Below are 16,254 nucleotides of genomic sequence, written 5' to 3' on the forward strand. Positions count from 1 at the left end.
CAGTGCACCTCTCACACCACTAAGCGTACGGGTCTCGTACTTAGCGGTTCATCAAGCAAAAGAAAATTTGAGTTGATACTCAGATGGAAAAGTTCTTCGAGAAATTTGAAAATGTTGAGAAAAGGAAGTGAAGGTTTTTAATAGATTTTTGCAATACTTTTCTTGTTTCCTTGCTCGGAATGGTTGCTAACCAAAAGTACTTTCTGGATTTTGCTTGATAATTCAAATAATTCTTTTACAGAAAATTCATTTTTTTATCCATCTTTACATTTTTAAGTAATTAATAAAGATGATCTTACGAGATTATTACTGAATTACTTCCCAGAGTAGAAACAAAAAATTGTTATATCAATTAATTTTAGAAAGTAGAAATAATCGAGTATGCCTAAAAATCCTTAGAAATATCAAATCAAGTTTTATAAACATTGGTAAGAAGAATGGAAAGTTGCAAATAAATCAATTAATCCAATGGGAGAAAAAACAAATCTTAGTATTGAAGAGAATCTACAGATTCTAAAACTATAGATACTGCACATAGTAATATCAAAGAAATAATTGAATAGTCGAAGATCCTATCAAATTTATGATTATATGATGCTTTTGTAACTAAATTATAGAAATTATGCTTCATCGGATTGCTTTAAAACTTTGATATATACAGCCAAAATCCTACATTTTGGTGGAATTTCAAATGAAACTACAATGATCTACCTACATATCTAAGAAACCCGAAAATAAAAACAAATGAAAATGAAATTTGAGACTATGATTTAATTTATAAAATCGTTATATTTGAAAAATGAAATTAGAAATAGTTCAATTGATAAAGAAATATACGGAATTTTTCAGATATACCAATGTTGAGCACTAAGCTTAAATAAAACGCTAATGAGAAAATTAATATAGATAACATTTCTGATATGAACAAAGAAATAAAACAAATAAGAATCGTTTTCATTTCCTTTATTGCAGGAATGACAATTCTATCATGTGTTTCCTTATTTTGGAATATTAATAAAGAGTATAGAATGATTAACGAATATGCTAAGATTGAAGGTGAAGCGAGTTTTAATAAAGATTTGCTATATCGTAGTTGGGCAGCGGGTCATGGTGGTGTTTATGTTCCAATTACAGAATTAACCACACCAAATCCTTATTTAAATTTTATTAAAGACAGAGATATTGTAATAAAAGGAACTGAAAAAGAATTGACTTTAGTAAATCCTGCATATATGACAAGGCAGGTATTCACCCTTGCAAAAGAACAATATGGAGTCAAAGGTCATATAACAAGTTTAAACCCTATACGACCTGAGAATAAAGCAGATGTTTGGGAAACATTCGCACTTAATCTTTTTGAAAAGGGCAAAACTGATGAATATAGCAGTATTGAAACAATAAATGGAATCGAATATTTGCGTTTTATGCATGTTATGAAAGTTGAAAAAAAATGCCTAAAATGTCATTCCAAACAAGGATACAAATTGGGAGATATTCGCGGCGGAATAAGTGTTTCTGTACCGATGGAAAAATATAATCAAGCTGCAAAATTAAAGATTAGTAATTTAGTAATTGGACACTTTTCATTGTATATAATCATTTTTATTCTCAGCTTTTTTGGATTCAGACTCTACAAAAAAGAATTATTAAAGCGATATCTGATACAAGAAAGAATTATTATAAGTGAAAAAAAACTTCAAAAACAAAATGAAGAATATGAAACTATCAATAAAAATCTAATTCAAGCTAAAGGTAAGGCAGAAGAAAGTGATCGTCTAAAATCAGCATTCCTTGCCAATATGAGCCATGAAATACGTACACCTATGAATGGTATTCTGGGCTTTACAGATTTATTAAAGGAACCGGAATTAAGTAGTGACGAACGGGATAAATTTATAGAAATAATAGGGAAAAGCGGGAATCGTATGCTAAATACGGTTAATGACATCATTAACATTTCAAAAATTGATGCCGACCAGGTAGAAATATCAAAAACCGATCTTAACATTAATGAAGAAATAGAAAACCAATTTGAGTTTTTTGATAAGGAGGCTACTGCCAAAGGAATAGAATTAAGGCTTATAAATAAGCTGCCGCAGCAGAGCATCATTATTTCAGACAAAGTAAAAATAAACTCAATCATTTCTAACCTGATAAAAAATGCTATTAAGTACACTGATAAGGGGAGCATAGAAATTCTATGCAATAAAAAAGGATCGAAGCTTGAATTTAATATCACAGATACCGGAATGGGAATTCCCGAAAATAGGATTCATTCCATTTTCAATCGTTTTGAACAGGCAGATATTGAAGACACAAGGGCTCTTGAAGGTTCAGGATTGGGTCTTGCTATTTCAGAAGCCTATGTTGAGATGTTGGGTGGTAATATTGGTGTTGATTCAGAACCGGGAAAAGGTTCTACATTCTATTTTACTCTACCGTGGATCGAAAAACAAGAAAAGCCAGAACACATAAAGGAGAAAGAAGTATTAAACACAGCTAGCAATAATCAAATTAACATCTTAATAGCCGAAGATGACGATATCAGTTTTGAACATCTCGAAATTGTCCTAAATAATATAGCAAAAAGCATAGCCAGAGCTGTAAATGGAAAAGAAGCCATTGAGTATATGAAGAACAATAAAGATATTGATTTGGTACTTATGGATGCTAAAATGCCAGTGATGGATGGTTATACAGCAACAACAGAAATCCGTAAATTCAATAAAGATGTAATTATTATTGCACAAACAGCATATGCCATTGAAGGAGACAAAGAAAAAGCAATTGCAGCAGGTTGTGATGATTATATTTCGAAACCTATAATAGCAGATAATCTGATAAGAAAAATTATAGAATACATAAAGAAACAATGATTAACTGGCTCTAATATCATATAATTTAAAGACCTATTAGACCACAAAAATGCAAGTAGTTTGGTATTTTTCAGCATTTAATAAATTGGCAAAATGTATGAATACTTCCGCTCAATTGAGTTTTAAAACAGCGTTGGAACAAGCCACTTATATTTCAGCGGAAAAGTATTAAGCAATATAGTTTGGAAAGATAGTAGCAGGCTAAAAAGCATTTTAAGGAAAGTAGAAAATGCAATTAGAGATTGAATATTTGCAAAAAGAATTAAAAAACAAATCACTAAATTTGCACAAAACCTGAGGAAGTCGGATTTTGTAAATTATTGATTATGTATAATATAGGTTGAGCTTAGACGAGATAACAAAGAAAAATAAGACTGAGAAATTATTAACCGGAATTCATCAAAAATGAAATTAAAGACAGCAATCATAATAATACTAATAATTGCCTCTACAGGAGCGTGGTCGCAAACTATAGTTGATAGCAGCAAAATTGTAAGGATACTAACATTTAATATTCTTCATGGTGCAACTACAAAAGGAGATTTTAATTTAGATCTAATTGCTAAGGTAATTAAAAATGCAAATCCCGATTTTGTTGCCATGCAGGAGGTTGATTTCAAAACAAATAGAGCTAAAAAGTACGACCTAACAATGGAATTAGCCTGGCGGACAAAACTAATTCCTCTATTTGGCAGAGCGATGCCATACGATGATGGTGAATATGGGGAAGGGATATTGTCTAAATATACAATTCTACAAAGCAGAAATGTAGCTCTACCCTATACTTTTGGAAACGAACCAAGAACAGCATTGGAAATAACAACAATTATTAATTCAAAAGATACCATATCCTTTATTGGAACGCATTTAGATCATACAAAGGATGAAAAAGACAGGCTAGCTCAGGCAAGAAAAATCAATGAAATATTTTCCTCGAATAAATATCCCACTATTTTGGCAGGCGATTTAAATGCTGAACCGGGAAGTAAAACGATAAATATTCTTGAAGAAATGTGGACGGCTTCATACAATAAGGATAGTATAGTCTATACCTACCCTTCCGATTATCCTATCAAAAAAATTGATTACATAATGTTTTATCCGAGAAATAGGTGGAAAGTACTTGAAAAAAAGATTATTCAGGATAGCATTGCATCAGATCATTGTGCCTATCTGGTAATTATTGAGCTATTGGATTAATAAAAAAGTATATGTATCAATAATCACATTAGCTATATTTTGCAAAACACAAATCAAAAAAATGATTCAGAGTTATCTCAATATTTAATATATTTACGGAAAATTTGGAATTTGGTATGATATTAAGGATGGTGAAATATATTGAATGATATCTTGTCATATATAATTAGTCTATGGTAAACACTATAATGCAATGTTTAAAACTATGAATATGCAAAAGCTCTCATATTTAAGAAATCTATTTCTATGAAAAATCCAAGGGTAACTTGTAAGAATATTGAAGCATTTTCAGCAATATATATTTATATATTTTTATTTGGTTATAGCCTGTATAATTATGTGCAAAATTCTGAAAAAATACAAAAATTACTTAACATCATTAAAAGTTCTCGGCATGATATTATAGAAGCTCGAACGTTGATGTTTTTAGGAAACATATACGAATTATTTGTAGTAATTAATTACAAATTTAAATTAAATGAGAAAGGTGAAACCGACAGATTCATTGAAGCTTTACCTGAGCTCAACACTTCATTAATAAATTTAATCACAGAAATTAAATCAAAACTTATCTTTGATGCAGAAAAAAAAGAGACTGAAATTGACATAAAAACAATTAAAAACTTAATCCCTAAACTGAAAGAATTACTTGAAAAGAAAAATCCAAAAGCCAAAGCTTTAATTAAGGAGCTTGAAAAAGCTGGATTAGCAGGAGAAATATTTGATGAAATAAAGAAAAAGCTAAGTAAATATGATTTTAATGTAGCTTTATTATTAATCGATAAATTATCAATTTAACAATAATTAAAAGCAACCGAATATGTCATTACCAAAAATAATATCAGTTGTATTAATTGCAATTGCATCTATAACATTTAATGTGCGATATGCCATTGGACAAGCAGGTCTTGATTCATTACATAGTATTTGGAACGATACTGATAAGCCTGATACAATCCGCCTTGATGCAATTATCAAAATAGCAATAGAAAGTAGTAAGAAATATCAGCATGACAGTGCTATCAATTTTTCTCAATTGCAATTTGACTTTGCCAAAGAAAAGGGATTAAAAGAGCATATGGCAGGTGCCTTAAACACAATGGCAAAAAGTTTTTACTTTAAGAGTGAATACTTGATTTCCATTAACTACTATACACAATGTATAGCCATATTGGAAGAATTAGGAGATAAAATGGGAATTGCTACTAGTGTAAGTCATATTGGAACTAATTTTTACAGACAGGGTGATTACTCCAGCGCCTTTGAAAATTATACTCGCAGTTTAACTATTTATGAAGAACTAGGAGACAAAAAGGGATCCGCTAACACCTTAATGAACATTGGGATTATTTATTATGTACAGGGCGATTATGCCACGGCAATTGACTATTATACCCGCAGTTTAATCATCAGGGAAAAAATAGAAGATAAATATGGGATAGCTTATAGTTTACTTAACATTGCCATTATTTATACTGTGATGGAAGATTACATCAAGGCAAAGGAGTATAATATTCGCTGTTTAAGCATCAACAAAGAGCTAGGAAATAAAAATGGAATTGTACATAGCTTATATAATATTGGTAGTAATTTTTACAGTCAGAGCGATTATTTAAATGCTTCAGACTATTTTTCACGATGTTTAAAAGTTGCGGAAGAGATTGGGTATAAAGAATATGCAGCCCTTTCCTTTTATGGTTTGGGTGGTATTAAAAGTATGCTGAATGAACTTTCTGCTTCAAATGACTATTACAAAGAGGCTCTAACTATATTTGAAAAAACTGGAAGCAAAGGAAATATTGTTAGTGTCTTAAACAATATTGGAATTAATTATAAGAAACAGGGCAAAAATCAAGAAGCAATTTCATACGGTGCACGTGCCCTAACCATAGCAAAAGAGATAGGAGATGCCAGAGAAATACAGAATGCTGCAAAAGCCTTATACAATGCTTACAAATCCGCTGGCAGAAATAAACCAGCTTTAGAAATGTATGAACTTTATATAGCAACAAGAGACAGCATTAATAGTGAAAAGAATCAGAAAGAGGTTATTCGGCAAAAGTATGAATATGATTATGAAAAACAGGCTATAGCAGATAGTGTAGCTTATGTTCAAACACAAGAAGTCCAGGACGCCAAGCTTGAAAAATCCAGAATCTTACAATATGCTTTAATTGGTGGGGCGACTTTGTTACTGGTATTTCTGGGATATGTGTTCAATAGATATCGGATGACTCAAAGGCAGAAATTAATAATCTCTGAGCAAAACAAGGAACTTGCAACTGCAACAAAACATGCAGAATCAGCAAATAATGAATTGAAAACTAAATCCAAAGAGTTGGAAAAATTTAATAATGCGATGCTGGATAGAGAAATGAGGATTATTGAGTTGAAGAAAGAGGCTAACAACTTGGCAAAAACGAATAATACTGATATTCCTTACCCGGAAGTTGAGGACGTTTAGTATAATTAATTATGAATTCAAAAAGAACATTATGAAATATAAAATCACTCTTCTTGCTATTTTTATCAGCATTGGTCTGAGTTCCATAGGTCAGGTTAATATTGACTCCTTATGGAATGTATGGAACGACACTAACCAGCCTGACACCACTCGTTTAAAAGCAATACACGATATAGCCAAGGAAGGCTATTCCTATTCACAACCCGACAGTGCTTTCTATTTTGCACAAATGGGATATGACTTTGCAAAAAGCAAGGGATTAAAAAAACAGATGGCAGACGCTTTAAGCCTCCAGGGAATGTGTTCTTATTACAAGGGTAACTTAACCATTGCTAGTGACTACCATAAACGATCTTTGGCAATTCAAGAAGAAATTGGGAATATGAAAGGAATAAGTGTATCCCTTCATAATATCGGGATTAATTACCATGTAGAGGGGGATTATGTCAACGCCCTAAATTATTATAGGCGCAGTTTAACTATCAACGAAAAAATTGGAAACAAGAATGGAATTGCTATGACCCTTGGAAACATCGGGATGATTTATCGTGATCAAGGGGATATTGCCAACGCCCTTGACTGTTATACGCGCAGCTTAGCCATCAATGAAAAAATTATGAATAAAAGGGGAATTGCTTTCGCCCTATCGGGCATTGGGAATATTTATAATGACCATGGGGATTACTCAACTGCCATTGACTATTATAACCGCAGTATAGCCTTCAGTGAAGAAATTGATGATAAACGTAGGATTGCTTTTTCCTTAGTGAACATCGGGATGGTCTATTATAAACAGGGCGATTCCGCAAGAGCCTTAGACTATTATACACGCAGTCTAACCTTATTCGAAGAAATTGAGACCAAACAGGGTATTGCTCAAACCTTAAAAAGAATGGGGGATGTTCATTATGAACAGGGTGATTACGCAAGTGCGATAGCTTACAACAGCCGCTCGCTATCCATAGCACAAGAGATCGGTCTTGCAGAAGAGACAAGGGATGCCGCTCAAGCCCTTTATGAGTTATATAAAGCCACGAATAGGCAAAAACCAGCCCTGGAAATGTACGAGCTTTACATAACAACAAGAGACAGTATTAATAGTGAAGAAAACCAGAAAGAGGTTATCCGTCAAAAATATAAATATGAATATGATAAACAGGCAATAGCTGATAGCGTAGCTTATATTCAAGTGCAAAAAGTACAGCAAGCCAAACTTGAAAAATCTAAAACACAACAACTTGCATTGATTATAGGTGTGATTTTGTTACTGGTATTTTTGGCCTATATGTACAATAGATTTCGTGTAACCCGAAAACAGAAATTAATAATCTCAGAACAGAATAAGGAACTTGCAACTGCTACAGAACTTGCAGAAACAGCAAACAGTGAATTGCAAACTAAATCCGAAGAGTTGGAGAAGTTTAACACTGTAATGCTGGATAGAGAAATGAGAATTATTGAGTTGAAGAAAGAGGTTAATAATTTGGCAAAAACTAATGACACTGGAACTCCCTATCCTGAAATTGGGGATAAATAAAAAGTAGAATTAAAGATGAACTCAAAAAGAATTATATGAAAAAGAAAATTACTCTTTTTGCTATATTTATCAGCATTGGTCTGACCTCCATATGTCAGATAAACCTTGACTCCCTGTGGAATGTATGGAACGATAATACTAGGCCTGATACCATTCGCCTTGACGCAATTAATAAATTAGCACAGGAAAGCAAAAAAAAATATCAGTATGACATAGCTTTTAATTATGCTAAATCACAGTTTGATTTTGCCAAATTAAAAGGATTAAAGAAACATATGGCTTTTGCCCTTTACACCATGGGTGCGAGTTCTTATTTCAAAAGTGAATACTTGAATGCCATTGATTATTTTACACAATGTATAGACATCAGAAAAGAAATTGGTGGTAAAAACGTTATTGCTTCTTGCTTGACCTATATTGGAATTAATTATTATACTCTGGGTGATTACTCCAGTGCCCTAGAATATTATACTCAAAGTTTAACAATCTATAAAGAATTAGGCTCTACAAGGGGAATTTCAACAACCAACTTAAACATTGGAATTATTCATTTTGAAAGGGGTGATTACAGCACTGCAATTGACTATTATACTCGCAGCTTAGTCATGCAAGAAAAATTAGATGATAAGCAAGGGATTTCCTATTCATTATCTAACATTGCTATTATTTATAGTAAGATGGGTGATTACATCACAGCAAGTAACTATTATACTCGTAGTTTAGGCATCTTAGAAGAAATAGGCGATAAAAAAGGAATTTCTAATGCATTGTATAACATTGGGAGTAATTTTCTCAAACAAGGTGAATATATCAAATCCATAGAAAACTATTTAAGTTGTTTAAAGATTTCAGAAGAAATTGAAAACATAGAATATAAAGCATTATCATATAGGGGTATAGCTGATAACAAAAGTGAACTTCATGAGTTTAATGTTGCAATTGAATATTACACTCGAGCCTTAGATATCTTTGACAAAATTGGGGATAAAAAAAACATAAGTTCTACCTTAATCAACATCGGAATTAACTATAAAAAACTTGGCAATAATCAAGAAGCAATTACATATAGCAATCGTGCACTGAACTTAGCAAAAGAGATGGGTCATACTTTAGAAACAAGGAAATCTGCAAAAATATTATATGATGTTTATAAATCTATCGGTAAGAACAGGATGGCTTTAGAAATGTACGAGCTTTACATTACAAAAAGAGATAGCCTCGACAGTGAAACAAACCAAAAAGAAGTTATTCGACAAAAGTATAAGTATAATTACGACAAAAAAGCCATAGCTGATAGCGTAACTTATCTCCAGGTCCAAAAAGTACAGCAAGCAAAACTCGAAAAATCCAGGATCCTACAATATGCTTTAATTGGAGGCGTGACTTTATTGCTTGTATTTCTGGGATATGTGTTTAATCGATTTCGGATAACCCAAAAGCAGAAATTGATGATTTCTGAACAGAATAAGGAGCTTGCAACTGCCACTAAACTAGCAGAATCAGCAAATATTGAGTTGCAAGCAAAATCTGAAGAGTTAGAAAAATTTAATAATGTGATGTTGGATAGAGAAATGAGAATTATTGAGTTGAAAAAAGAGACAAATAAAATGGTAATGGATAACAATATTGAACTTCCTTATCCTGAAGTTGGTGATGTGTAAAATGTATAAAATATACTTGATCGGAGTAAATATTTTTAAATTAAAGATATTAAGAAATGAATAAAAGTAAAAGAAGAAGGTTCACAAGGGTTTTTAGGGGAAATATAATCCCTATTATTCTTTTGGTATTATTAGTAATCACATTAGCTTTCCTTGGATTAAACCGATTAAAAGAAGATGCCCGCCAAAGAACTTTGGTTTCGCTAACAACAGTGCTTGAAGCAACTCATCAAACCATTTCCCAGGTATGGTTAAAAGGACATTTTTTAGACACTGAAGTTTGGGCTTCTGACGAAAATTTATTAAGTAATACTAAACAATTATTACAGTTAAGTAAAAATAATCAAGACATAATACATTCAAATGCACAAGTTGAAATAAGGAAATATTTTTCTGAGCTATTAAAACTACACTTTGCCTATGGAGTTTTTATTATCTCACCCGATTATTACAGTTTAGCATCCATGCGTGATGCCAACATTGGCACAATCAATTTAATTGCAAAGGCTTATCCTGACAGACTTAAAAAAGTATTTGAAGGAAACATACAATTCATACCTCCCATTTTCTCAGATGTTCCAATAGCAGATGAGAATGGGATTATGAAAGATGAATACCCTACCATGTTTATTGCAACACCAATAAAAGACAATAATGGAGAGGTAATAGCAGCCTTAACCATTCGCTTAAATCCTTTTGATGAATTTTCACTTATTGCACAATCAGGTAAGATTGGTTTGTCAGGAGAAACATATCTGTTTAATGAAAAGGCAATACTAATAACTAAAAGCAGATTCGATTCAGCACTTACTAAAATTGGATTATTGAAGGATGGCAATCCAAGTGTTTTACATATTAAGTTAACCGATCCGGGTGGTAATTTACTGGATGGTTATCAGCCTGGTAATAAAATTTCTGATCAGGAATTAACACTAATGGCACAAAGTGCAACAAATGAAAATGATGGAAATAGTACAGTTGCTTATAATGATTATCGCGGTGTTAAAGTTTGGGGGAAATGGTTCTGGGATCAAGAATTAAATATTGGCTTTGCAAGTAAGATAGATGAATATGAAGCATTAGAACTTTACCGTGAAGCAAGTATAACTATTATTGTTCTATGTGTTTTTTTAATTATCCTGATTTTAGCATCTTATATAATTATTATTAGAAATCAAAATAAAGCAACAGAAGCAGTAACAAAAAGTGAAAATTATTTGCGTGAAGTATTCGATAGTGCAGCAGATGCAATAATCACAACAGATAATATTGGAAACGTCATCTCATTTAATGATTCTGCATCAGCATTATTTGGATATAAATTTAAAGAAGTCAAGGGTAAAAACATTAATACTTTTATAGAGGAATCGTCTAAAAATTCATTTATCCGTGATTTAAAAAAATCCCGTGATAAAAAATTCATTGAAGAATTTAAATTTGGCCATGAATTTCCGGGCATTAAAAAGGATGGTTCAGAATTGGATTTACGAGTTGCCGTAAGTCTGATTAAACATTATAATAAATCTGTTTTTATTATTGGTTGTCACGATATTTCAGGATCAAAACAAGCAGCTTTAAAACTAAAGCAAGGACAAGAGGAATTAGCGAAAACAAATGCTGAAATGGAAAAGGCTCGTAAAGCAGCTTTAAGTATTATGCATGATACCGACAGGGAAAAGAAAAAGACAGCAAAAGCTTTAGCTGAATTGGAAGTTTCAACTGCCAATTCACGTAAACTTTCTCGAGCCATTGAACAAACCCCGGCGTCTGTAGTGATCACAGATAAAAATGGAAAAATCGAATATGTTAATCCAAAATTCACTGATATTACAGGCTTTGGATATGATGAAGCCATTGGCAAGAATCCTAGCATGCTGGACTCGGGCCAACATTCGAAAGAATTTTTCAAAGAACTTTGGGAGACTATTCTTGCAGGAAAAGAATGGCATGGTGAATTTCTAAATAAAAAGAAATCAGGGGAGCTTAATTGGCAATCAGCAAATATTGCCCCGGTAATAAATGACAATCAGAACATAACACATTTCGTATCCATCCAGGAAGATATTACGGATAAGAAAAAGAATGCTGAAGATCTTCATAAACTTTCCAGGGCTATAGAACAGACTCCGACCACTGTGGTTATTACGGATAAAGATGGAACAATAGAATATGTTAATCCTCATTTTGCTGAAGTTACTGGCTATTCATTCAATGAAGCAATTGGTCAGAATCCAAGAATACTCAAGTCTGGTAGTATACCTGATAACTTTTACAAAAAACTTTGGACAACCATAACAGCAGGTAATATTTGGCAGGGTGAATTTGAAAATAAGAAAAAAAGTGGTGAAATCTATTGGGAAATGGCTTCCATTTCTCCAATTAAGAACGATAAGGGTGAAATCACACATTTTGTTGCTGTAAAAGAGGATATAACTGATCGAATAAAAATTCAAAAAGAATTAGAAGCACGTGCTGGCAGGCTAGCCCATCAAAACAAAACACTTCAGGAATTAACCCAAGTAAACAACTATATAGATGTGGATCTTTTATCAGCTTATAGGTTAATAACAGAATATGCAACTATTGGATTAGGTAATGCTCGTTCGAGCATTTGGTTGTATAATGATGACCAGACATCACTAGAATGTATCGATCTTTTTGATTTTGAATCTAAAACAAGAAAGCATTCTTCGGGTCTAAAGCATAAAAAAGAAGACTATCCAAACTATTTTAGTGCATTATTAAAATCAAACCAACTTTCTGTAAATGATGCGCGGAAAGATTCCCAAACCAAGGAATTTACAGAAAGCTATTTAATACCCTTTGATATTTATTCAATGCTGGATATTCCTATTTGGTCACAAGGAAAAAGAATTGGGGTATTTTGTAACGAGGAAACTCAAAAACGTAGAGAATGGGAAACAGATGAAGAACTATTTGCTCGTTCAATTGTCGATTTTATTACCCTTGCCATTGAAACGGCCGAACGTAAAAATGCTCAGAAAACAGCAGAATCAGCCACAATCGCAAAAAGTCAATTTCTTGCTACCATGAGTCATGAAATCAGGACACCAATGAACGCTATTATCGGGTTAACAACTCTTGCCCAGAAAACCGAATTAAGCAAAAAACAGGAAGATTACCTTGGCAAGATTGACAGGTCAGCACATCTGCTATTAGGAATAATAAATGACATTCTTGATTTTTCCAAAATTGAAGCCGGAAAACTTGATATTGAAAAAGTAGATTTTGATCTGGATATTGTTCTCGAAAATGTATCTAACCTAAATGCCGGAAAAGCTCAGGATAAGGAAATAGAATTCATTGTTAAATTAGATAATGATTTGCCGCGGAATTTAATTGGTGATCCTCTTCGTATCAGTCAGATTCTTAGCAATTATTGTAGTAATGCTATTAAATTTACTGAAAAGGGAGAAATACTTGTTCAGGTTGAAATAGAAGAAAAGCTACCTGACAACAATCTTAAACTTATATTTGCCGTGAAGGACACAGGCATTGGACTAACACAGGAGCAACAAAACAAAATGTTTAAGGAATTCAGCCAGGCTGATAGCTCAACCACTCGTAAGCATGGCGGAACAGGTCTTGGGCTTGCAATATCCAAACGTCTGGCAGAAATGATGGGAGGTTCAACATGGCTGGAAAGTGAATTTGGAAAAGGTAGCACATTTTACTTTAGCGGAGTTCTCGGTGTTCAGTCAAAGCAAAAAGAAAATGTATTTAAAGTTTCTGATGATATCTCGAAACTTAGAGTACTTATTTGTGATGATAATGCAGAATTCAGACTATATCTGACTGAAGCAGTCTCAACATTTGGTATTAATTCAAACACGGTAAATTCCGGAATGGATTGTATTGAAGAGCTTAAGCAAAATGATTATGGACTGCTGATTATTGATTGGCTTATGCCCGAAATGGATGGGCTTGAAACAATAGAAAGAATCAAGAAAAATTCGAAAATATCTGAGATTCCAATTCTCTTGACAAGTTCATTTGGCGGTGAAGATATCATTAAAAAAGCATTCAAATTGGGTGTTTCTAATTATCTGACAAAACCATTTGCTTACTCCTCACTGTTTGATTCTATTATGGAAATATTTGGTAAGGAAATAAGAACATCCAGGAAAAGAGTAGTAAAAGGAAAGAAATATTCAGAACATATCAGGAATCTCACTGGTGCAAGAATCCTTTTAGTTGAGGATAATGAAATTAATCAGCAAGTAGCAAGTGAATTGTTAAGGGATGAAGGATTTATTGTTGAGATTGCCAATCATGGACAGGAAGCTGCAGATATGATAAAAGCATCAGGAGTGCCCTCAAAATATAGTTTAGCCTTTATGGATATCCAAATGCCCATTATGGATGGATATACAGCTGCGAAGGAGATTAGAAAATTGTCCCAGTACAAAGATCTGCCAATAATTGCAATGACTGCAGATGCAATGACAGGAGTAAGAGAAAAATGTCTGGAAATAGGAATGAACGATATGGTTAGCAAACCTATTGATCCGGATGAAGTTTTAGGAGCTTTGGTAAAATGGATAAAACCAAAGAAAAATCAAACCCTACCCAATACTAGAAGCAAATCTGAAATAAAAAAGGATTACTCAGAAATTGTAATTCCTAAGATAAAAGGATTAAATATTGCAAGTGCTCTTAAAAGGATTAACAATAAAAAGAAACTTTATAGAGATTTACTTGTTAAGTTTTGTAGTAATTACGAAAATTTTGTGAAGGAATTAAAATCAAATCTTAAAAATAAGGATTTTGAAACCGTTAAACGTCAAGTCCACACTCTCAAAGGAGTTACCGGAAATATAGGAGCAACTGATTTGCACAATTTTGTAAATAGAATTGAAGAATTAAACGAGAAAGGTGAAACTGACAGATTCATTGAAGCTTTAACTGAGCTCAATACTTTATTAATCAATTTAATCACGGAAATTAAAACAAAATTAAGCTTTGATGTAGAAAGTAAAGAAACTGAAATTGACATTAAAACAATTAAAGATTTAATTCCTAAACTGAAAGAATTACTTGAAAAGAAAAATCCAAAAGCAAAAATAATAATTCAAGAACTTGAAAAAGCCGGATTAGCAGGTACAGAATTCAATATTTTAGTTAAATCGATTCAAAAATATGATTTTAGAAAAGCAATTACAACACTAAACAATATTATAATCACTTTTAAATAATTATTATGAAAAGTTTATTTGAAAATACCATCTTAATTGTTGATGACACTCCGGACAATATTGACATCCTTATCGAAATCTTAGAAGATTTTGAAACACAAATAGCGATAAGTGGCAAAGATGCGCTTGAAACAGCTTTTGAAGATACTCCGGATTTGATTCTGCTTGATATAATGATGCCCGAAATGGACGGCTATGAAGTATGTCAAAAGTTGAGAGCAAATGAAAAAACCAAAGAAGTTCCTATTATTTTCTTAACTGCAAAAACGCAAAAGGATGATATTTTGAAAGGTTTCGAAGTAGGAGGACAGGACTATATCACCAAGCCTTTCGATGCACGTGAATTGATGGAAAGAGTGAAAACCCAGCTTGAGCTTAAAACTCAGCGTGAGATTTTGAAAGATATAAATATTACCCTTGAACAAAGAGTTGCCGAAAGAACAAAACAGCTTGATGACTCTAACCAAAAGTTAGAAAAGGCTAATAAAAAACTTCTAGCTCTCGATGATGCAAAAAACAATTTTTTGGATATTATTAGCCACGAAATAAGGACACCAATTAATGGAATTATGGGTTCAGCATATTATCTAACAGATATGATTCAAGATCCTGAGCTTATGGAATTCATTGGAATGTTGAAAGAATCGACAGAAAGGTTAAACAAGTTTACTCAAATAGCTCTTGATATTACGCAAATCCAAACGCATGGCCCGGAAATGGAAAAGCAAAAGTTGTCACTGAATGAAATAGTAAAATTTATCATTCAAAATTTCAATACAGAAGCAGAAAACAAAAATCTTACTATTGTTAATACACTTGTAGAACCTGTTAGTATCTTGGGGATAAAGAATTATATAACTAAAACAATTGACGAACTAATAGCAAATGCCCTCAAATTTTCTTATGAAAATACAGTAATTGAAGTTCAAACTAAAGTTGAAAATGATAAAATAAAATTAAGCGTATCCAATTCAGGGAAAAAAATCCCAGCTGAAAAAATTGAAGAAATTACAAAACCTTTTGCACTTGCAAACGATCATTACGACAAAGACGTAGGATTGGGATTAAGTTTAGTAAAATCAGCCCTTGACCTCCACAATGCATCTTTGGAAATTGTAAGCGATGATGACAAAACTATTTTCACCATATCTTTTAAACCTATATAGTGTTTCTAAGAAAACAGGCAATTTTTATAAAATAATTTATTTTTGATGATATTTCTATTTTCTTTCATGCAGTAAATGCTTTTGTATTAGACAAATGAAAAAAATAGAAATATCGCAAAAAGAGATGTTTTTAA

Annotated in this window: 8 protein-coding genes; all 8 read left to right on the forward strand. The window is 32.4% G+C overall.

Annotation, left to right across the window (positions count from 1 at the left end; translation table 11 throughout):
• The first annotated feature begins 920 nt into the window (after positions 1-920).
• The 8 genes from HN894_02165 to HN894_02200 all read left to right on the forward strand — a co-directional run bounded on the left by HN894_02165 (position 921) and on the right by HN894_02200 (position 16,120).
• The gene (locus HN894_02165) at positions 921-2,876 is read left to right on the forward strand and encodes a DUF3365 domain-containing protein (protein ID MBT7142115.1); all 1,956 of its coding nucleotides are present in this window, start codon (positions 921-923) and stop codon (positions 2,874-2,876) included.
• 405 nt (positions 2,877-3,281) lie between these two features.
• Positions 3,282-4,076, forward strand: a complete 795-nt coding sequence (locus HN894_02170) for a hypothetical protein (protein MBT7142116.1) — start codon at positions 3,282-3,284, stop codon at positions 4,074-4,076.
• 246 nt (positions 4,077-4,322) lie between these two features.
• A complete protein-coding gene (locus HN894_02175; protein ID MBT7142117.1) occupies positions 4,323-4,874 on the forward strand; it encodes a hypothetical protein in 552 nt (183 codons plus the stop codon).
• A gap of 22 nt (positions 4,875-4,896) precedes the next feature.
• Positions 4,897-6,540, forward strand: a complete 1,644-nt coding sequence (locus HN894_02180) for a tetratricopeptide repeat protein (GenBank protein ID MBT7142118.1) — start codon at positions 4,897-4,899, stop codon at positions 6,538-6,540.
• Between the two features lie 31 nt (positions 6,541-6,571).
• A complete protein-coding gene (locus HN894_02185; protein MBT7142119.1) occupies positions 6,572-8,077 on the forward strand; it encodes a tetratricopeptide repeat protein in 1,506 nt (501 codons plus the stop codon).
• Between the two features lie 35 nt (positions 8,078-8,112).
• On the forward strand, positions 8,113-9,738 hold the full coding sequence (locus HN894_02190) for a tetratricopeptide repeat protein (protein ID MBT7142120.1): 1,626 nt from the start codon (positions 8,113-8,115) through the stop codon (positions 9,736-9,738).
• Positions 9,739-9,794: 56 nt separating this feature from the next.
• Positions 9,795-14,954, forward strand: a complete 5,160-nt coding sequence (locus HN894_02195) for a PAS domain S-box protein (protein ID MBT7142121.1) — start codon at positions 9,795-9,797, stop codon at positions 14,952-14,954.
• 5 nt (positions 14,955-14,959) lie between these two features.
• Positions 14,960-16,120: a hybrid sensor histidine kinase/response regulator gene (locus HN894_02200; protein MBT7142122.1), complete on the forward strand. Its 1,161-nt coding sequence runs from the start codon at positions 14,960-14,962 to the stop codon at positions 16,118-16,120.
• Positions 16,121-16,254 lie beyond the last annotated feature (134 nt).

The organism is Bacteroidota bacterium (genome assembly GCA_018692315.1).
Lineage (GTDB): Bacteria > Bacteroidota > Bacteroidia > Bacteroidales > JABHKC01 > JABHKC01.

Bases quoted from the DNA above. Each gene is read 5' to 3' on its own strand.
- HN894_02165 (MBT7142115.1), top strand. From the start codon at position 921: ATGAACAAAGAAATAAAACAAATAAGAATCGTTTTCATTTCCTTTATT.
- HN894_02170 (MBT7142116.1), top strand. From the start codon at position 3,282: ATGAAATTAAAGACAGCAATCATAATAATACTAATAATTGCCTCTACA.
- HN894_02175 (MBT7142117.1), top strand. From the start codon at position 4,323: ATGAAAAATCCAAGGGTAACTTGTAAGAATATTGAAGCATTTTCAGCA.
- HN894_02180 (MBT7142118.1), top strand. From the start codon at position 4,897: ATGTCATTACCAAAAATAATATCAGTTGTATTAATTGCAATTGCATCT.
- HN894_02185 (MBT7142119.1), top strand. From the start codon at position 6,572: ATGAAATATAAAATCACTCTTCTTGCTATTTTTATCAGCATTGGTCTG.
- HN894_02190 (MBT7142120.1), top strand. From the start codon at position 8,113: ATGAAAAAGAAAATTACTCTTTTTGCTATATTTATCAGCATTGGTCTG.
- HN894_02195 (MBT7142121.1), top strand. From the start codon at position 9,795: ATGAATAAAAGTAAAAGAAGAAGGTTCACAAGGGTTTTTAGGGGAAAT.
- HN894_02200 (MBT7142122.1), top strand. From the start codon at position 14,960: ATGAAAAGTTTATTTGAAAATACCATCTTAATTGTTGATGACACTCCG.